The sequence below is a fragment of the Peribacillus frigoritolerans genome, assembly GCF_030676415.1.
Taxonomy (GTDB): Bacteria; Bacillota; Bacilli; order Bacillales; family DSM-1321; genus Peribacillus; species Peribacillus frigoritolerans_A.
On the sequence record NZ_JAUUTW010000059.1, the window covers coordinates 1 to 18,061 of the forward strand.

The 18,061-nt window shown below is 36.8% G+C and carries 18 protein-coding genes and 2 pseudogenes; 16 read left to right on the forward strand and 4 right to left on the reverse strand.

Annotated features, from left to right (window positions below; translation table 11 throughout):
* The 11 genes and pseudogenes from Q8G36_RS27775 to Q8G36_RS27825 all read left to right on the forward strand — a co-directional run.
* Positions 1-155: pseudogene (locus Q8G36_RS27775) on the forward strand (transposase); the annotation flags it as partial.
* Positions 156-590: 435 nt separating this feature from the next.
* Entirely contained in the window at positions 591-1,703 is a 1,113-nt protein-coding gene (locus Q8G36_RS27780; protein WP_305163027.1) for an ABC transporter substrate-binding protein, read from the forward strand.
* Positions 1,693-2,526, forward strand: coding sequence for an alkaline phosphatase family protein (locus Q8G36_RS27785; RefSeq protein ID WP_305163026.1), 834 nt, complete (start codon positions 1,693-1,695; stop codon positions 2,524-2,526). The genes Q8G36_RS27780 and Q8G36_RS27785 overlap by 11 nt, the downstream gene beginning before the upstream one ends.
* A gap of 115 nt (positions 2,527-2,641) precedes the next feature.
* The gene (locus tag Q8G36_RS27790) at positions 2,642-3,496 is read left to right on the forward strand and encodes an ABC transporter permease (protein ID WP_305163024.1); all 855 of its coding nucleotides are present in this window, start codon (positions 2,642-2,644) and stop codon (positions 3,494-3,496) included.
* The gene (locus Q8G36_RS27795) at positions 3,493-4,296 is read left to right on the forward strand and encodes an ABC transporter permease (protein WP_305163023.1); all 804 of its coding nucleotides are present in this window, start codon (positions 3,493-3,495) and stop codon (positions 4,294-4,296) included. The genes Q8G36_RS27790 and Q8G36_RS27795 overlap by 4 nt, the downstream gene beginning before the upstream one ends.
* 69 nt (positions 4,297-4,365) lie before the next feature.
* Entirely contained in the window at positions 4,366-5,379 is a 1,014-nt protein-coding gene (locus tag Q8G36_RS27800; RefSeq protein WP_305163022.1) for an ABC transporter ATP-binding protein, read from the forward strand.
* A gap of 26 nt (positions 5,380-5,405) precedes the next feature.
* Positions 5,406-6,188, forward strand: coding sequence for a DeoR/GlpR family DNA-binding transcription regulator (locus tag Q8G36_RS27805; RefSeq protein WP_305163021.1), 783 nt, complete (start codon positions 5,406-5,408; stop codon positions 6,186-6,188).
* 126 nt (positions 6,189-6,314) lie between these two features.
* The gene (locus Q8G36_RS27810; RefSeq protein ID WP_305163020.1) at positions 6,315-7,187 is read left to right on the forward strand and encodes a Cof-type HAD-IIB family hydrolase; all 873 of its coding nucleotides are present in this window, start codon (positions 6,315-6,317) and stop codon (positions 7,185-7,187) included.
* 29 nt (positions 7,188-7,216) lie between these two features.
* Entirely contained in the window at positions 7,217-7,546 is a 330-nt protein-coding gene (locus Q8G36_RS27815; RefSeq protein ID WP_305163019.1) for a DMT family transporter, read from the forward strand.
* A 38-nt stretch (positions 7,547-7,584) separates the two neighbouring features.
* On the forward strand, positions 7,585-7,905 hold the full coding sequence (locus Q8G36_RS27820; protein ID WP_057276213.1) for a DMT family transporter: 321 nt from the start codon (positions 7,585-7,587) through the stop codon (positions 7,903-7,905).
* A 515-nt stretch (positions 7,906-8,420) separates the two neighbouring features.
* The gene (locus Q8G36_RS27825; protein WP_305163018.1) at positions 8,421-9,371 is read left to right on the forward strand and encodes a sugar phosphate isomerase/epimerase family protein; all 951 of its coding nucleotides are present in this window, start codon (positions 8,421-8,423) and stop codon (positions 9,369-9,371) included.
* 431 nt (positions 9,372-9,802) lie between these two features.
* Here the strand turns inward: Q8G36_RS27825 and mscL are convergent, their stop codons facing one another.
* A complete protein-coding gene (mscL, locus tag Q8G36_RS27830; protein WP_305163017.1) occupies positions 9,803-10,201 on the reverse strand; it encodes a large conductance mechanosensitive channel protein MscL in 399 nt (132 codons plus the stop codon).
* 512 nt (positions 10,202-10,713) lie between these two features.
* Here mscL and Q8G36_RS27835 point away from each other — a divergent pair.
* Positions 10,714-11,064: a hypothetical protein gene (locus Q8G36_RS27835; protein WP_305163016.1), complete on the forward strand. Its 351-nt coding sequence runs from the start codon at positions 10,714-10,716 to the stop codon at positions 11,062-11,064.
* Between the two features lie 111 nt (positions 11,065-11,175).
* Here Q8G36_RS27835 and Q8G36_RS27840 read toward each other — a convergent pair whose 3' ends face one another.
* Entirely contained in the window at positions 11,176-12,000 is an 825-nt protein-coding gene (locus Q8G36_RS27840; protein ID WP_305163015.1) for a DUF2935 domain-containing protein, read from the reverse strand.
* Positions 12,001-12,468: 468 nt separating this feature from the next.
* The gene (gene abc-f, locus Q8G36_RS27845) at positions 12,469-14,106 is read right to left on the reverse strand and encodes a ribosomal protection-like ABC-F family protein (protein ID WP_305163014.1); all 1,638 of its coding nucleotides are present in this window, start codon (positions 14,104-14,106) and stop codon (positions 12,469-12,471) included.
* A gap of 409 nt (positions 14,107-14,515) precedes the next feature.
* Here abc-f and Q8G36_RS27850 point away from each other — a divergent pair, with 409 nt between their 5' ends.
* Positions 14,516-15,286, forward strand: coding sequence for a GH25 family lysozyme (locus Q8G36_RS27850; RefSeq protein ID WP_305163013.1), 771 nt, complete (start codon positions 14,516-14,518; stop codon positions 15,284-15,286).
* Between the two features lie 294 nt (positions 15,287-15,580).
* Here Q8G36_RS27850 and Q8G36_RS27855 read toward each other — a convergent pair whose 3' ends face one another.
* Entirely contained in the window at positions 15,581-15,760 is a 180-nt protein-coding gene (locus Q8G36_RS27855; protein ID WP_076368724.1) for an H-type small acid-soluble spore protein, read from the reverse strand.
* A gap of 250 nt (positions 15,761-16,010) precedes the next feature.
* Between Q8G36_RS27855 and Q8G36_RS29500 the strand changes: the two genes are divergently transcribed.
* The 3 genes and pseudogenes from Q8G36_RS29500 to Q8G36_RS27870 all read left to right on the forward strand — a co-directional run bounded on the left by Q8G36_RS29500 (position 16,011) and on the right by Q8G36_RS27870 (position 17,874).
* The gene (locus Q8G36_RS29500) at positions 16,011-16,244 is read left to right on the forward strand and encodes a hypothetical protein (RefSeq protein WP_305163012.1); all 234 of its coding nucleotides are present in this window, start codon (positions 16,011-16,013) and stop codon (positions 16,242-16,244) included.
* 126 nt (positions 16,245-16,370) lie between these two features.
* Positions 16,371-16,810: pseudogene (locus Q8G36_RS27865) on the forward strand (penicillin-binding transpeptidase domain-containing protein); the annotation flags it as partial.
* Positions 16,811-17,127: 317 nt separating this feature from the next.
* Complete coding sequence (locus Q8G36_RS27870; protein ID WP_305163011.1) at positions 17,128-17,874, forward strand: TerC family protein; 747 nt, start codon at positions 17,128-17,130, stop codon at positions 17,872-17,874.
* Positions 17,875-18,061: the final 187 nt, after the last annotated feature.

Below are 18,061 nucleotides of genomic sequence, written 5' to 3' on the forward strand. Positions count from 1 at the left end.
ATTGAGCGTGTATTCGCAGATGCAAAAGAAAAGCATGGTATGCGTTGGACTACTTTAAGGGGACTTAAAAAATTGTCGATGCAGGCGATGCTTACTTTCGCTGCCATTAATTTAAAGAAGATGGCCAGACATGGCGAGGTCCAAAAATTTCCTAACATAGTGGGCTCGTAGAGCCCCAATCTCTTAACTTTAGGCGAAAATTCAAAGGGAATTTCAAAAGGGGTTCAGAATTTTTTAATTCCGAACCCCTTTTGTCTACAAACTGAAACTCTCTTGTATCAAGAGAGTTTTTTTGCATGAAAAGTTAATTAGCTAGCATTGTAACGACGAGCTAAAAAGAGGGGTAAAAGGGTGATATTTTTGAATAAAGGTTTTTCACATTCTCTTTTATAGACTTACTTTTACTTGATCCTGTTTGCGGGTTGTTGTTAATACCTATGATGATAAAAACTGATGAGTAGGAGAAATAAAAGTTGATTTACAAAATCTTAACATTTGGTTTATGTGGAGTTAATGTTTTCTGATTATGATTAAACCGTAACAAACAGTAATAAACATTAAAGATTCCACATTAAATGGAGGCACTTTTTATGAATCGCACATTCAAGAAGAATTGTTACAAGTCTATTCAAGCTGTGATGTTAGGAGTGAGTGTACTGGGATTAGCTGCTTGTGGAGCTACTAATGAGGAGGCTGCTCCAGTGGTTAAGGATCCAAGTTCGTTAACCTTGAAAGAAATTGAAACAAAGGCAAAAGAAGAGGGGATCATTAATAGTGTCGGTATGCCTGATTCATGGGCTAACTGGGGAGAAACTTGGAATGAAGTAATGAAAAAATATAAATTGGAACACAATGATACAGATTTGTCCAGTGCCGAAGAGATTGCCAAAATGGAATCTGAAGGAGAGAATGCAACAGCCGATATCGGCGATGTAGGGATTTCCTTTGGGCCAATCGCGGAACAAAAAGAATTAACGATGCCATATAAAACTTCCTATTGGGACGAGGTACCTGAGTGGGCAAAAGATGACAATGGAGATTGGGTTGTTGGCTACCAAGGAACGATTGCATTCTTTACTAATAAAGAATTGGTAGATAACCCGCCTAAATCTTGGGATGACATATTAAAAGGGGATTATAAAGTAACAGTTGGAGATGTTCAGCGTGGTACACAGAATCAAATGGCCGTACTTGCTGCCGCTATCGCTAACGGCGGTGATGAAACAAATCTCCAACCAGGAATTGACTTTTTTGCTAAGCTTGCCAAGCAAGGCCGCCTTAGTTTAACTGATGCCAAGCCGGCTAACATCGAAAAAGGGGAAGTGGAAGTTGCCCTTGTTTGGGATTTCAATGCTCTTGGTTACGCTGACCAAATTGACCGCGATCAATTTGAAGTGACCATTCCAAGTGAAGGTTCAGTCGTAAGCGGCTACGCAACCATTATTAACAAATTTGCAAAGCATCCGCATGCGGCGATGGCAACTAGAGAATATATCTTAAGCGATGAAGGACAAATTAATTTAGCTAAAGGGTTTGCCCGTCCAATTCGCGATGTAGAACTTCCGAAAGAAGTAGCTGAAAAAATGGTTCCAGAAGAACAGTACAAAAATGCAAAACCAATTGAAGATTACAAAGCTTGGGAAGAAACGGCTAAAAATTTACCGCAGATTTGGCAAGAAGAGGTGTTAGTCCATGTCAAATAAAGTAATAGCAATTGTTGTTGATGGTATGAGGTACGATAAAGCATGCGAAGCGCTGGGATTTATTCAGCATTTAGTTGAAACGAATCAAGCGTCACTTTACAAAGTTAAGTCGGAGCTTCCAAGTCTTTCCCGTCCATTATATGAAGTGTTGTTAACAGGTACGCCGGCTTCAATGAATGGGATTACGTCCAATCAAGCCGTTCGTTTATCTACCGAGAAAAGTCTCTTTCATCTTACGAAAGAAAACAGGTTAAGAAACGGAGCAGTATCCTATTACTGGGTAAGCGAACTTTATAATCGTGCGCCATTCCATTTTATTGAAGACCGTGAGCAAGAAGATGAATCCAATCCAATTCAATACGGAAAATTTTATTGGGACGATGACTATCCGGATAGTCATGTGTTAATAGATGCAGAAGCTTTACGCAGAAAGTATGACCCACACTTTTTATATATTCATCCGCTCGGTGTGGATATAAAAGGGGAAATTTTCGGTTCGGAATCGAAAGAATATCGTGAACAAATTTTAAAAATGGGAAGCTTGTTGGCACAACTTTTGCCAATTTGGATCAAAGAAGGTTACCACATTTTAATTACATCGGATCATGGCATGAGTGAATATGGCAACCATGGCGGCATAACTGATGGTGAGCGTGATGTACCGCTCTTTATCATTAGTCCAAAAGTTGAGCCTGGCGTTTATGGTGAAGTGGTTTCGCAATTAGCTTTTGCACCGCTCGTTTGTGAACTTTTAAATATTGAGCCGTCCGATAAAATGATTTCATATCAATTTCCAGGTCTGAAAGGAAAAGTTACCCTTTAAAAAGATACACCATTCAAAATAAAAATGAAGAATGAAGGTTGACTGGAATTGGTTTAACGAATGTACTGTTAGACCAATTCTCAAATTGTTATAGAATATAGGGGAGCGAGAAGTCTTGCGAAAAATAAAAAAACAAAAAGTTTACTTATTAGCTCTTTTACTGCCATTTATTATGTTTGTGATTGGATTTGAGATAGGACCATTAGTGGCAATGATTAAAAATAGTTTTTATGCAGATGATGGAATTCAAGTTACGATTGATCAATACTTAACCATATTTAAAAGTGAATTTTACTTACAAGCCATTAAAAATAGCCTGGTCATTTCCTTATTTTCTGCTATAACTTCTGTGATTGTAGCAGTCATTGCAGCCTATTCGTTTACAAAGTTCTCTCAAAAAATACAAAACCGACTACTGATGATTACCAATATGACGTCGAACTTTGAAGGGATTCCTCTTTCATTTTCATATATTATCTTACTTGGAAACAATGGGTTGTTTACGTTGCTTTTTGCCAAGATTGGTTGGGACCTGTTTGCAGATTTTAATTTATATTCCTGGACAGGCCTCATTCTTGTTTATATTTATTTTCAAATTCCGCTTGCCGTTATGCTCATTTACCCGTCTTATCAAGGAATTAAGCAACAATGGAAAGAAGCCTCTTCATTATTAGGAGGGTCAACATTTTCATTTTGGCTTCGTATAGGGGTTCCAGTTCTTTTACCTAGTATTGTAGGTACATTCAGTATTTTGTTTGCTAATGCGATGGGAGCCTACGCTACAGCCTATGCATTGGTCGGCAGCAACTATAACATATTGTCATTGCAAATTGCTTCTCTAGTTGCTAGTGATGTTGCATTAAAGCCGCAGCTAGGTAGTGCGTTGGGAGTTCTTCTAGCAACGACCATGATAGGGGCGATGTGGTTCAATGAACGAATGATGCGTAGAGTTAGGAGGGATTTACGATGAAGTCTTCATTGACATTTCATAAATTGTTTGTTGGATTACTAGTTATATATTTATTAATTCCGCTTGTAGGAACACTTTTATTCTCGATTGCTGGTAAATGGGATCATACCATTTTACCTGAGAGTTATACAATGAAATGGTATATTGAATTGTTTCAAGATGAAAGGTTTTATGATGCTTTTCAACGAACACTATTTTTAATTGTCATGTCTGTAGGTCTTAGTGTTGTTATTATGCTTCCGACAATTTTTATTATCACGGTATATTTCAGTAAATGGGAAGGTTTACTCCAAGCCGCAGCCATGCTTCCTTATGGAGTTCCTCCCATTGTTGGAGCTGTTGGATTAATCAAGCTATATTCTGCTGGACCCATTCAAATTGCCGGAACACCTTGGATTTTAATTGGTGCTTATTTCATAACCATTCTACCATTTATGTATCAAGGAATTCGTAACAGCCTTCGTACGCTTAATGCTGTACAACTTGTTGATGCAGCTGAATTACTCGGTGCCACAAAATTCCAAGCCTTTCGTACAGTGGTGTTTCCAAATATAATATCTGGAATTTTAGTGTCTACCTTATTATCAGTCTCTCTTTTATTTAGTGAGTTTGCTTTTGCCAATTTGCTTGTCGGGGGCCGATTCGAAACCCTTCAAATTTATCTATCCGACAAACTAAACAGCAGTGGTCACTTAACAAGTGCAATTGTTATTACTTATTATTCAATGATTTTACTTTTAACGGGGGCTGTATTAAAGCTTACGTTTAGAAACAAAAAAAATCCTGTCGTGTCAAAATAAGAAGCGAATTTCTTCATTTTTTTAAGAAAAATACCGTCATAAAAATACTATTTTAGAAGGTGAAAACTAATGAGCTATGTAACCATTGAACAAGTGACTAAGGGATATGAAAATCAAGTCGTTTTAAATAATATATCTTTAACATTAAAAAAAGGTGAATTTGCTACACTTCTTGGGCAAAGCGGGTGCGGAAAAAGTACATTATTACGTTCCATTGCGGGACTTGAAGACGTTGATGTAGGAAGAATCTTAATTGATGGAAAAGATATTACTTATTTATCACCGCGTCAGCGTGAAGTAGGTATGGTGTTTCAGTCTTATGCGCTTTTCCCGAATATGAACGTTTTTGATAATATCGCTTACGGCCTTAAAATGAAGAAGGTAAAAAATCTTAAGTCAAAAGTGAAAAATATGATTGATATGGTTGATTTAATAGGAAAAGAAGAGTCTTATCCTCATCAATTATCTGGTGGACAACAGCAGAGGGTTGCTCTTGCCCGTGCGCTTGTCATGGAGCCAAAAGTACTGCTTCTGGATGAGCCGTTAAGCGCATTGGATGCTAAAATCAGAAAAAGTCTGCAAAAAGAATTAAAGAGAATACAGAAAGAATTAGATATTACAACTATTTTTGTTACACATGATCAGGAAGAAGCAATGACCATGTCTGATCGAATTTTTGTCATGAATAAAGGACAAGTTGTACAATCCGGTTCTCCATCAGAAATTTATACTTCTCCAGTCAATACATTTGTTGCAAAATTTATCGGGAATTATAATGTCTGTAATATGGAAGTTTTCTGTAAACTTGTTCGCACCACAGAATTAAAAGGGAATGAAGTTGCCATTCGTCCAGAAGTTTTACAATTAGTTTCTGTTGGTGAGGACAGCTTGGACTTACAAGGGAGCTGGGAAATTAAAGGGTTTATTAAAGATGTTTCCATGGCAGGGAATGTTTTAAGATATGAAGTAGAAACAGAGGAGTGCGCTTTTCATGTAGACTATCTTCACCACCGTGGGGATATGTTTGAGCAAGGAGCACGCGTTCATATTCTTGTACCGAAGAAAGAATGCATTATTTTATAAAGTATTAATGATCGAGGGGGAGAAATATGTCAGTTTTACCCGAAGAAAGAAAGAATGAAATTTTAAAAGAACTTAACAAAATGGGAAAAGTAAAAGTTATAGAATTAGTTGATCAATTTAATGTTTCAGAGGAAACGATTCGACGAGATTTGATGATATTAGAGGAAAAAGGAATGTTAAAGAGGGTTTACGGTGGAGCGATTAAAACAGTCTTTGAATTTGAGGAGCCTCCATTTACACAGCGTACAACGGTGAATCAAGAAGCGAAAATCAAGGTTGGGAAAAAAGCAGTGGAACTCATTTCCAACGGAGATGTGATTGCCATTGATGTAGGTACAACCATGCTTGAATTTGCCCAGTGTATTGAAAATAAAAAAGACATTACGATTTTAACCAATTCTCTTCCTGTGTCGTCTGTGTTGACCGAATTGCTCAATCAAAATAAGTTTACAGGACAAATTCTATTACTGGGAGGACAAATTGATCCAAAGCATCAATCTATATGCGGGGGTCTCACTGAACAAATGTTAAATCAATTTAATATTGATAAAGCGTTCATTTCAGCTGGTGGTGTTTCCATTCAAAGTGGTGTTAGTAATTATCATTTACGTGAAACATTAGTTTCACGCAAAATGGTCGAGGTATCAAAGCAAGTTATATTGCTAACGGATTACTCTAAAATTGGTGTCGACACCTTTTGTAAAGTTTGTCCTCTAGAAAAAGTAGATGTGATTGTCTGCGAGCAACCATTTCCAGAGGAATGGAGAAATGATTCAAAATTAGAGGAAGTCAATTGGATTCAAGCATAGCCCATAAAAGGATATATCGAGATGGAAGAGGGAGTACTCTCTTTTTTGATTAGATTTTTGTTGATAGCAGGAAAAAAAGCTAGAAAGAAAATTTAATAGATGGAATGAGAAAAGGAGCTATATAGCATGAGTTTCATTGCGATAGATTTAGACGGAACATTATTAAACGACCAGAATGAAATTAGTGAAGAAAATATAAAGGCGATTCAATATGCCCAAAATAGAGGCTTTGAAGTAGTTATTTCAACAGGACGGGCTTATTTTGACGTTCAAACAATTTGTGAAAAAGCCGGGATATCCCCATTTGTAATCGGGACAAATGGCGCAACCATTCATTCAAAAAGCGCAAAGTGCATTTCTTCTATCACGATAACTAGAGATCGTGTCGAATCTATTCTCCAATGGTTAGATGAACGGAATTATTATTACGAAGTGTTTACTGATAAAGCCATTTATACTCTTAAAAAAGGAAGAGAACAGTTCCATAACGAGATTAAACGTTTGAAAAGCGCAGATTTGAATCCAGATATGAAAGAATTAGTTGAAATGGCGGAAAGGCAATTTGACCAGTTTGGATATGTTTTAGTTGAAAACTATCATGATATCTTAAAACAGGAGGAAGAATTCCATAACATTTTAGCATGTTCTTTTGATGAAAAGAAATTAGAGGAAGCCTGGACCCAATTCAAAAAGTTTGATGAGTTGATGGTCGTTTCATCTGCGGATCATAACATTGAAATTACTAGTAAAAGAGCTTCAAAAGGAATGGCCCTTGAAAAATTGGCTTTCTTGATGAAAGGCTCATTAGATAAGGCTATGGCAATCGGGGACAGCAACAATGATTTATCCATGTTCCAGAAAGTTGGATATAGCGTAGCGATGGGAAATGCAAAAGATGTCATAAAAACTGTTTGTACAACGACCACCCTTAAAAATGATGAAAATGGGGTAGCTTATGCGATTTATCGATATATGGAGAACTTCGTGGTTCAAAAATAAGTGTCAATGCCAAAGGAGAGAGTGATAAAATGGCATGGATATATATCATAATGGCAGGACTTTTGGAAATTGTCTGGGTGATCGGTCTTAAATATTCACACGGATTCACCAAAATTATACCTAGTACAGTAACGGTTGTTATTATTATCTTTAGCTTCTTTTTACTTTCAAAAGCTTTACATTCAATACCCTTAGGAACTGGTTACGCCATTTTCACTGGATTGGGAACAGTGGGAACTGTAGTAACTGGGATGCTTTTTTTGGGTGAGACCATTAATCCACTGAAAGTATTTTTTATGGCTTTAATGATATTAGGGATAATTGGAATAAAAGTCAATCCAGCACAGTCTAAACATTAAAGGAAGTGAACTGATATACAAGGTTAGGGGATGATTCAATGGCATGGTTTTTTCTTATTATTGCCGGATTTGCGGAGATCGGTAGTGTTATAAGCCTGAAACGTGCAGATGGCTTTAAAAAATTGCTCCCCTCTGTAGCGTGTCTTTTTTTGGGCAGTTTAAGCTTTTATTTTCTATCCTTGTCATTAACTTCTCTTCCAGTGGGTACTGCTTATGCAATATGGACCAGTATCGGCTCAGTTGGAAGTGTTTTAGCTGGGATGATCTTCTTTAATGAACCTAGAAGTTTAAGATTAAACCTATTCATTATGTGTATCATTGCAGGGGCCATAGGCATCAAAATGACTTCTGGACATTAAAATCAGAGTTTATATAGGAATAAGTGGATAAAGAAAAAGATACGATACCTATGAAGGATAGAAGAGAGGAAAACTATTCAAGATTGGATAAAGGACTAAAAAAAAAAGACCTTTAATTTAAGACTAATAAATGACTCCCGTATGGAACGGGAGTCATTCTATTTAGGCTCCATTGGTAAAGAATTTTATTCTTCCATGTATTCTTAAATTGATTAATATAGCTCATCAAAATTAACCAAAATGGTATGTTAAGCGGATCGGTAGAAAAAAGTGGTGCAGCAGTTTCTATAGCCTGCTTAGTTGGATATGCCCATTCTATGTTTGCATTTATTCTATATGGAAGCATGTTAGATCAATCACCGGGAATAGAAGGCAAAAGACTTGTCTTTTTGACAATGATGGAGTTCGCAGTTAAAGCTTTTATTATAAGCAACTTAATTAAAATCTAAACAAGAATAAAGAAAATCAACAAAATTTACAAAAAAACTAAATACTTAATTCAAGGTGGGGAAAAAATGAAAATTGGATTAGAAACAGAAAGCTATCACTTGCAATTTATTACAGGTCGAATGGATATTTTCGGTTTTATCAGAAAAACAGCTGAATTGGGATTAGACGGAGTCATGATCAATATTGTTCCATGGCCAGGGTTGTCAGGATGGGGTACTTTAGAATCATTTGAGCCGGAATATTTAGAGAGAGTAAGAAAAGAAATTCAAAAGTATGGATTTTTCGCTGAAATAGACACAAATGGAAGCAATCCGGAACATCTAAAAGAGGTCATTGAGGCAGCACATAGAATCGGAGCGGATGTGATTCGCACGTATACATGCTTAGGAGAGTATGAGCCGGAAAAATTGAAAAAAGCACCAGGAGATATCAAACAAATTGTACCATTATTAGAGAAATACAGGATAAAACTAGCTGTGGAAAATCATGAGGAAGAGTTAGCAGATGAGGTTATTCAAATTATAAATGAAGTCAACAGCCCTTGGGTTAGCGCTCATTGTGATGTGGGCAACGGAATGATGGCATGGGAGGATCCGGTGGAAGCTGTAAGAAAATTAGCACCATATGCATTCACAACCCATTTTAAAGATCATATTATCATTCATGATGGCAAGGATTATAGGGTATGTGGTGTACCAGTAGGGACAGGCAATATTGATACAGAAGAATGTTTTAAAATACTGGTTAAGGAATCTACCCTAACTAGAATCAACGTTGAAATGTGTTTTCCATATGCCATCAATTTTAAGAGAGAGCTTGGTGCTGGCGGAGTCTTTGCGGTTGGAGAAGGAGCTTTCAAAGTTGAACAACCTCCTTATGATTTAAGTGTCATTAAACCATTGGATTACTATTATCCTCCAAAAGAACTTTTAGAACAAATGATTGAAGATCAAGAAAAAGGTACAGTACAATCGGTTAAGTATACCCTTGCCTTACGCGATAAATATTGCCGATAAATAATATGTAGAAAGCAGTGGTCAAGAGTAAAACTTCATTGCTTTACTCTTGATCATTTACAGAGTGAAGGAGGATGCCTTATATTATCCCATAATCCAATGTTAGTTTTCCGAAATAGCTGATTGTTGTAAATTTGTTCATATAAAGGTGATAAGTTTAAAATTAGTGCAGCAGTTCCAGCTGATACTTTCTATTGGGTTGATAGAGAGACTCTTTTGATTGCCATCATTACTGTCACTTTGCTTTACGAATTCCAACACACGGTTCATTAATAAGTGTGGCATGTCTTGTTGAAGTAACGGATACGCAGTTCAATAAGACATTAATAACTAACAGTTTTAAACCAGCCCCTCTCAATTAAGAGAGGGGCTTTATCTTATTCTCAAGTGATTTTTGACTTTTTCTACACTTTTACTGATTCAGTATATACTTATGATTTTTCGTCCTGCCGTGCATTTTTTTGTAAAAGATCACGGATTTCCTTTAAATATTGCTCGGATGCCGGTACCACTTCCAATACCTCTTCCTCGTTCGCTTGTTTTTTTCTAATAAGCGAATTCGCTACCTTCATAAACATGAAAATCGCAAACGAAATGATCAAGAAATCAATCACAGCTTGGACAAATTCACCGTATTGAATAACTGTCTTTCCAACTGGGAGAGATAACGAAGAAAAAGTGACCCCACCTAATAAAATTTCTATTAGCGGTGTGATAATATTATTGACTAGTGATGAAACGATCTTCCCAAAAGCAGTACCCATCACTACGGCTATTGCAAGATCGAGAACGTTTCCTTTCGTTATAAACTCCCTGAATTCCTTTATCATCGTAACTACACCTTTCTTTTTTCAATTGATAAAAGCATATCAGAAACATGATGAAAATTGAATAGTGTAAGAGGCTTTAATCATTTGAATCGTAATATAATGCAATGGCGGCACTCCGATCAATGGAGATAGAACGCAATTTTCCATTCAAAAAACATTAAAGAGCCGTTATAATAGCAGGTCTTATTGTAGAAGGATATAAGAATGATCATAGAGCAAAGCAGAAAAGTAATTGAAGGGCAGAACGGGAACGACTAAGGGTCAATGTTCAATGACTAGAAGGCAGGTAAAGGAGTTTTCACCAACTTGAGGAAGGGGGTGAATATAAATGTATTCGTTTGGCGATAATTATATTATTGTACTACCCCCTAAGTGGTACTCCTCCATTGTTAAAAGCCCTTCTCTTAATTGAGAGGGGCTTTTTTTGTTTTGGGATTTGTTAAATGGTTTTTGTTAATAGGAGGATTTTACGTTTCATTTGAAGAATGTTTTGATGAATGGGGGTGGAATAATTGCGACAACATATTGAACAGGATTTATCTAAAGAGGATATTTTTAGGATGATTGTTAAGCACCTTGATGTATTTCCATTGACTAGTCTGGAGGCTATCAGAGAAGTGATCAGAAGTTCTTTAAATCAAAGAGGCTTGATAGGGGGGATAACCAAACAAACAGGAGCCGCTACTGTAACATATAACCGGAAAATATCAGACCAGGACATCCAGTTCATAAATGATTGTATTTGTGACCTCCTTAATAGCCGCGTTATCCAACCTGGCATTAATGATGATAATCTGGATTTACCATGGATTTCTGTTTCTGATAAAGAGAAACTTAAAGCATTGGTGAACACCCTGCCTTAACTTTTTACATATAAAAGCCCTTCTCTAAATCGAGAGGGGCCTATTTCGGTTAGAATTCTTTATCCGATACTTGCAATTTTCAATATCAGTCATACTCGATTAATTGTATTTTTAACCTGTAAGATGGGATTCAAACATATCGATAATTTCAAGGAAACGTTCAGCTTCACGGAAAACGTGATCAGCCAACAGTGGATGGATAATGCTCTTGATTTTGCATTCTTCAATTAAATCTCTGGCGGTTTTCTTAAAGTCTCGAAGTGATACAACGGAAACACGGTTCTGATCTAGAAATTGATCCAAAAGAGGGGCCGTTTGAGATTGCGGTTTCATGGACTCTAAGTCTACAGCTTGAAAGACTAATTGATCAAAATCATTACTAAAGTTTCGCGCCATATCCACCAGCTTTCTTTCCGATGGATCAAGGAGATGTCCGATGAATTTTGCATGATCCGCCATTATTCTTAAAAAGAAAACATTTTCTTTGATGATCGCATCTGCAAGAGGTTTCAATTTACCCTCATTTAATTCTATTAATCGTTTTCTAAAATAATTGGCTTCCCTGCTTGTATGGTCGACTAATAGCGGGAAATTGTTCGCACCAGGCAATTTACAGGTGAGTATTAACCCTAATACTTTCCTTTTAAAGAAAAATATTCCTGTGGCAGCTTGTTGCACTTCCGCATTAAATCTCCTGATCTGTTCGGGATCAGCTTGATTTGTTAATGAATGGGATTGTTGTTCTATCCGTTCAAACAAATGAAAAAACTGATTAGCTTCCTCAATTAGCTGTGTATCTTCACATCTAAAACCCAGTCTTAGAAATAACGAGTGTTCCTTCATTATTCTTGACCAAAAACGAATCTCATCTAAAGAGCGTTCAACAAACATTCCAGAGTTATTCCTCATATTAGCTTCCTGTGTGTTCTCACTCATAACTAATGCCCCCTTTTTAAAACAAATCCATCATTAAAAGCATATTAACAAGGGGGCATTAATATTCTGCTCAAATTCAAATCAATTAAGAATATCCATTTAGCACCTCAAACCGATGAGTTTTTATTGTATTCTCTTGTAGGGGAAATACCGTGATTCATTCATGTTCTTGAAGAGAAACAAGACGGAATAACGTATTACATGCATTTATCGAGAATGGAAAATGGATTTTGAACCAAAGAGTGTACAAAAATCCTGACCGAACTGAGTATGGGACTGTCCTTTCTTAGATTTTCTATAATACTTCGGCAGGCACTCAAGGGAAGTATCTAAAAAAACCCTTAGACTTAATTCATTCTAAGGGTTCTCGTATTTTAATCCGGCAGTTTCACTAAGTTACTGTTACTATAAATAATCACAACTTCGAACACTACTTGAACACCGGCTGGGGACATTAAGCATCGGTAGTCATTTGTCACGAAGTTCATTTATTTTTTTCGTAAGCTCATTAAACTTCTTGTCAAGCTCTGTGTACGCCTTATCGTTTGGAGTCATAAAGCTAAGCTTTCCCAAAACTTCTTGTCTTTCTGTTTCAAGCGTTAATCGCAGTTCTTCCAGATTATCTCTTTTTGAGGGTGATTCATACAATTGCTTTTGTATGTGATTATTCGAAATGACGAGTTTGCTGCTTGTCGTTTTTTCGAGAAAATATCGATCATGCGAAACGACGATAAGCGTTCCAGTATACTGTGCTAAGGTATCCTCAAGTTGTTCCCGTGAAGCTAAGTCCAGGTGATTTGTCGGCTCATCCAAAATAAGCACATCTTTTTCTTCCAATATATATTCCATTAACTTACATTTCACTCGCTCACCCATACTCATATTCTTAATGGGTTCTGTCCAATGAGATGCCGTGAAGCCTAAATGCTTCATTAAAGTTTGAACGTTCCCTCTCGACTCGAATGTTTCTTTATGAAATAGCTGGGCGGGTGTTAGTTCAAGTGGTAAATCAAACACTTCTTGCGTCAAATAGCCAATTTTTGCAGATGGTGAAATCCAAACATCACCCGCAAAGGTTTCATGTCCAAGAATTATTTTTAATAATGTCGTCTTTCCACTGCCATTGGGACCTATTATGGAAACCTTCTCACCATGCTGAATCGTGAAATTGACGTTTTTAAATAGTGTTCGCTCGTTAAAAGACTTAGTTAAATTTTTAACTTCCAAAAAACGTTTTCCCATCTTGTTTTTTGCTTTAATTGAAAAGCGTACAGTATATTCTGATTCAACAGGTTCAGCTTTTGCTTTTTCAAGCTCTTTTTCAAGACGCTTTTGTTTAGATTTTACCTGTGCATCCATTCGCTTTGCTTTTACGCGATAGTATTCCTTAACTCCTTCCTTTTTCGTCGATTGGGAATGTGCTTTTTTTGACCAAGAAGTGATTTCGTTCATTTGTCCTTCAATCCGTTCAACCATTTTTTGCTGTTTTTCATATTCACGTTGTTGTGTAAGTCTTTTCTGTTTGCGAACCTCTATATAACTAGAATAATTCCCTCTGTGTTCAATTAGCTTTTTATCTTCAATCGACCAAATTTTCGTTGCAACAGCATCCAAAAAATAACGATCGTGCGAAACAAAAATAATGGTACCTCTATAATTTTTAATTTGTCCATTGAGGAATTCTAAACTGTCCTCATCAAGATGGTTCGTTGGTTCATCTAATAGTAAAAGGTCTGCATCTTTAGAAAGTCCTTTTGCAAGGCGGGCTTTCAGTTTTTCTCCCCCGCTTAATTGTGGGAAGTCATGGCTTGGTACATGCATTTTATCTAGTAATTTAACTTCGGAAGGGGTCTTAACTTCTGAAGAATGCGACTCGACTTCTTGTTCAACCATAAAAACTTTCAAGTCTTGCTGCAGCCATTGGATATTTCCATGTGCAGGCTCTAAATCATTGTTAATTAATTGTAACAACGTGGATTTACCGGCACCATTTTTGCCAATGATACCGATGATCTCCCCTTGTTGAACACTAGCATTTACATTTTCAAAAATGTTAAGGTCCAGTACTTCATAGCTAATATTGGTTAATTTTAATAGTTCTTTCATTTGATCCATCCCTCTCCTTAAAGGGAGAATAAAAAAATCCTCCCAATTCATATGGAAGGATTAGTCGTACCTGTACATTATCAAATAAGAGCTATTTTGATTACAGCTCTGTAATTTATAGAAAATGGGCAGACTAATCCTATTTCGTATGATTTGAAATATGTGATTTCAAATTTTAAAAATAAGATTAGTTAATCATCGGCCACCCATCATCCCTTCTGATATTAATAAAGTCAGTATAGCATAATATGATCATTGAAAACAAAAGGAAGCGGCATAATACTATAAGATTTATAATTGTCTTAACTCAATCAAATACCTTATTATAAGGTGGACAAGGACTGAATATTTCCTGTGAAAATCATAAACATTTACCACCATAGGGTTGTTCCTTGAGGAGGTCATTAATATGGAATATATAAAGGGAATCGATGTTTCACATTGGCAAGGTGCCATTAATTGGGAGGAAGTTGCAAAGGCAGACGTGAAGTTCGTGTTCATTAAAGCAACAGAGGGAACTAGTTATTCTAAGCTATCCTATTTCAAAGAAAATGCACCACAAGCATTGGCAGCGGGATTGAAAGTCGGGGCCTATCACTATGCAAAGTTTGCAACTGTTGCAGAAGCAAAGGCTGAGGCAACTTATTTTTTAGATTCAATCAGCTCTTTTGCTTTAAATTACCCTGTTGTTCTTGATCTTGAGGAAAATAAAAAAAAGGCAAAGGAAAAAACGCTGACCGATGCAGCAATAGCTTTTTTAGAAGCTATTGAAGAAGCTGGATACATGGCTATGCTGTATACTGGTAAATACTTTCTCGAAAATACATTAGATGAATCAAGGTTGACGAATTACGCTTTGTGGATTGCCAGATACAACAGCACGTTGGGACGCAGCACAGATATTTGGCAGCATTCTGATTCAGGTAAGATAAGCGGGATCAGCACAAAGGTGGATTTGAATATAGCGTTTAGGGATTTTACAAATACAATAAATACTTTTAGGACGCACAACTCCGGTGCATTGAAAATCGAAACAACCACAACGTATACAGTAACAAAAGGCGACACACTCAGCTTCATTGCAAAATACCATAAAACAACGGTAAAATCACTTGTTAGTCTTAACGGAATTAAAGACCCCGACAAAATTTATATCGGTCAAAAATTAAGGTTGAAATAAGGTAAAGGCTCTTCTCATTACGAGAGGAGCACAGACTGTGGACAAACTCGATAATAATTGATTTTTTCCAACAGTTTTTTTGAGGGTTTGTAAAATTCGAACGTTGCCTTCAGGCACTCTCAGCGGGCGGTCCGCCCTCGACGCTCTTTGCGTCTGCGGGGTCTCCATTGGACGCGCTTTTCCCGAAGGAGTCCCGCACACCTGTTCCTATTGTTTTAAACTTAGATAGAAACCACTTTTGTCTACAAACGCGGCACCTTCATTACGAGAGGTGCTTATTTTTTAATATATTCCTTATATTTCTTTAAGTTCGTCAATTGCCACTTCTGATCTTTCCTCTAATGGTCCTCTTAAATGCACTGTAGCCGTTCTTCCATCTTCATTTAAATTATCAATCCATACTGAAGTGCCATTATATCTCACTTCAATGTCAGATGAAGAAGAAAGTATCTGTTTTACACGCTTAACATCCACATATATCCCTCCCTGCTAATTAGTCTACCTATTATTTGGGGAAAGGCTTAAAATTATTCGTTTATTTCTGGGGGGATTAATATTGCAACTAATTCATATAAGGCGCAATGTTGTTTAACCGTCGTGAATATTTGAGGTGTATGTTTTTTGATTAAGCTTGTATGAAAAGATGAGAATTCTTAATCTTAAAAATATTGGGTTTATCTGCTAGAATGGATAGGATTGTAAATATTTTTTTGAGGTGATGGATTTGAATAAACGTAGGCTTCTGGCAGTCCTTTTGAAACTTATTGGTGCATCCGTTCTATTTACATGCAAGCGTATGATCCTGGTTCCATATCCCAATTTCCCTTTTCATTCCATCCCAATATTTAATGTCATATTCATCCTCGACAGCTCCGACCTGCAATCCGATGAGTGCATTGGCACCTTAAAAGTCGATTGCGGTGCAAATCTTGTTAGGCCCGTTCATTATTATAGATAAAAGTATTGCCTTTTTTCACTTCACGTTATATAAATGTTCCATCACGTTCAGTAAAAAATTCATCGACGACGAGCTTCTTAATGTAGAGTTTATCTTTGCAGCATTGGCTCCACTTGGCTGTTGTAGTCTGGTTTAAGGAACTCGGTTGTTTGGTATTATCAAGCAATGGCCCGTGACATTGGAGAGAGTCGAATGGAGGAATGGATTCATAAGATTTCTTATGGCAACCAAGATATTAGTGGAGGGATTGATCAGTTTTGGCTGAGCAGCTCACTCAAAATTTCTCCTATTGAACAAGTGGATTTTATGGAAAATTTATATAGAGAGAACCTTCCTTTTGATAAAGATGTCATGAAAACCGTTAAAAGGATGATGATCCAGGCTGAAGGGGACAACTATACACTTTACGGAAAAACAGGGCAGGGGTCCAACGTTGGCTGGTACGTTGGTTTCATTGAAACAAAGGAACGTGACTATGTTTTTGTAACGAATATCTCCGGTACATCGGCAGACGCCAGGAACATCACAAAGGACATTTTAAAGAATATCATTTAGTGGAAGAGTAGGGAGGAATCACCCAAGTTGGTAATTAATCCGAGTTGATGCTTTCCAAAGTTATTGAAGTATTTTGAAAAAGATGGAAGATATAAAAACCTGATTTTTCTCAATGGGAATGAAGTCTAAGCATAAAAGAATATTTTAGAGCTAACGCCATGCTTCACTTTCAATAGGGGAGTTGCTTCGGTACCTCCTATTCAAATGAAGCTAATGGGACGGAAGGGTTGAATAAGGAAGTAGATAAGATGGGACAATATTGGAGGAGAAAGTGTTGTTGGGTTTGAAGTCATATACGCATTCTTATACATGCTTTTAGGGGGATATCATGGAACTATCGTTATTATTGGAATATGGCTGGGTGTTAATTATTCTAATTTTTTTAGAAGGTTTATTATCCGCTGATAATGCATTGGTTTTAGCCATCATGTCAAAGCATTTACCAAAAGAACAGCAAAAAAAAGCGATTAATATTGGGTTGCTTTTGGCTTTTATATTTAGGATTGGTGCAATCTTCATTATTTCGTACCTTTTCCATGTTTGGCAAGTTCAAGCAATTGGGGCTGCATATTTGATTTTCATCGCATTAAAGCATTTACTAAAAAAGGACCACGGGGAAAAAGAGGAAAAAGGAAAAAGCTACCGTATGACCGTTGCACAAATTGCATTAGCTGATATTGCTTTTGCTATTGATTCCATTTTAGCTGCAGTCGCTCTTGTCATTGCCTTGCCAGATACACCAATGGGTGATATAGGAGGTATGGATGGGGCAAAATTCATTGTTATTTTATTAGGAGCAATTGCAGGTTTAATCGTCATCCGGTTTGCAGCAGGATACTTCGTTAAAATACTGACGGAGCGTCCTAGCCTCGAAACGGCAGCCATGTTAATCGTTGGTTGGGTAGGGGTTAAGTTATTAATGCATACCCTTGCGCATCCGGCCGTGCATATTATTCCTCACGATTTTGTTGAAGGGCCGATTTGGAATATAATCTTTTGGTCAGTCATGCTTCTTATTGCAGTAGGCGGATGGTTTTTATCTGGAAAAACAGAAAAAAAAGGTGAAGGTAAATAAGGTATATTCCTTTGTAATAAATGAAAATTTCAAGAAGATTAAGACCGATTAATAATTCGGTTTCAGTTTGTAGACAAAAGGGGTTCGGAATTAAAAAATTCCGAACCCCTTTTGAAATTCCCTTTTAAATTTTGACCAAAGGTTAAGAGATTTGGGCTCTTCGAGCCACTATGTTAAGCCATTTTAG

Coding starts and splice junctions, on each gene's coding strand:
- Q8G36_RS27810 (WP_305163020.1), top strand. CDS start 6,315: ATGAGTTTCATTGCGATAGATTTAGACGGAACATTATTAAACGACCAG.
- Q8G36_RS27785 (WP_305163026.1), top strand. CDS start 1,693: ATGTCAAATAAAGTAATAGCAATTGTTGTTGATGGTATGAGGTACGAT.
- Q8G36_RS27840 (WP_305163015.1), bottom strand. CDS start 12,000: ATGAGTGAGAACACACAGGAAGCTAATATGAGGAATAACTCTGGAATG.
- Q8G36_RS27805 (WP_305163021.1), top strand. CDS start 5,406: ATGTCAGTTTTACCCGAAGAAAGAAAGAATGAAATTTTAAAAGAACTT.
- Q8G36_RS27795 (WP_305163023.1), top strand. CDS start 3,493: ATGAAGTCTTCATTGACATTTCATAAATTGTTTGTTGGATTACTAGTT.
- Q8G36_RS27800 (WP_305163022.1), top strand. CDS start 4,366: ATGAGCTATGTAACCATTGAACAAGTGACTAAGGGATATGAAAATCAA.
- Q8G36_RS27780 (WP_305163027.1), top strand. CDS start 591: ATGAATCGCACATTCAAGAAGAATTGTTACAAGTCTATTCAAGCTGTG.
- Q8G36_RS27870 (WP_305163011.1), top strand. CDS start 17,128: ATGGAACTATCGTTATTATTGGAATATGGCTGGGTGTTAATTATTCTA.
- abc-f (WP_305163014.1), bottom strand. CDS start 14,106: ATGAAAGAACTATTAAAATTAACCAATATTAGCTATGAAGTACTGGAC.
- mscL (WP_305163017.1), bottom strand. CDS start 10,201: ATGATAAAGGAATTCAGGGAGTTTATAACGAAAGGAAACGTTCTCGAT.
- Q8G36_RS27850 (WP_305163013.1), top strand. CDS start 14,516: ATGGAATATATAAAGGGAATCGATGTTTCACATTGGCAAGGTGCCATT.
- Q8G36_RS27815 (WP_305163019.1), top strand. CDS start 7,217: ATGGCATGGATATATATCATAATGGCAGGACTTTTGGAAATTGTCTGG.
- Q8G36_RS27825 (WP_305163018.1), top strand. CDS start 8,421: ATGAAAATTGGATTAGAAACAGAAAGCTATCACTTGCAATTTATTACA.
- Q8G36_RS27820 (WP_057276213.1), top strand. CDS start 7,585: ATGGCATGGTTTTTTCTTATTATTGCCGGATTTGCGGAGATCGGTAGT.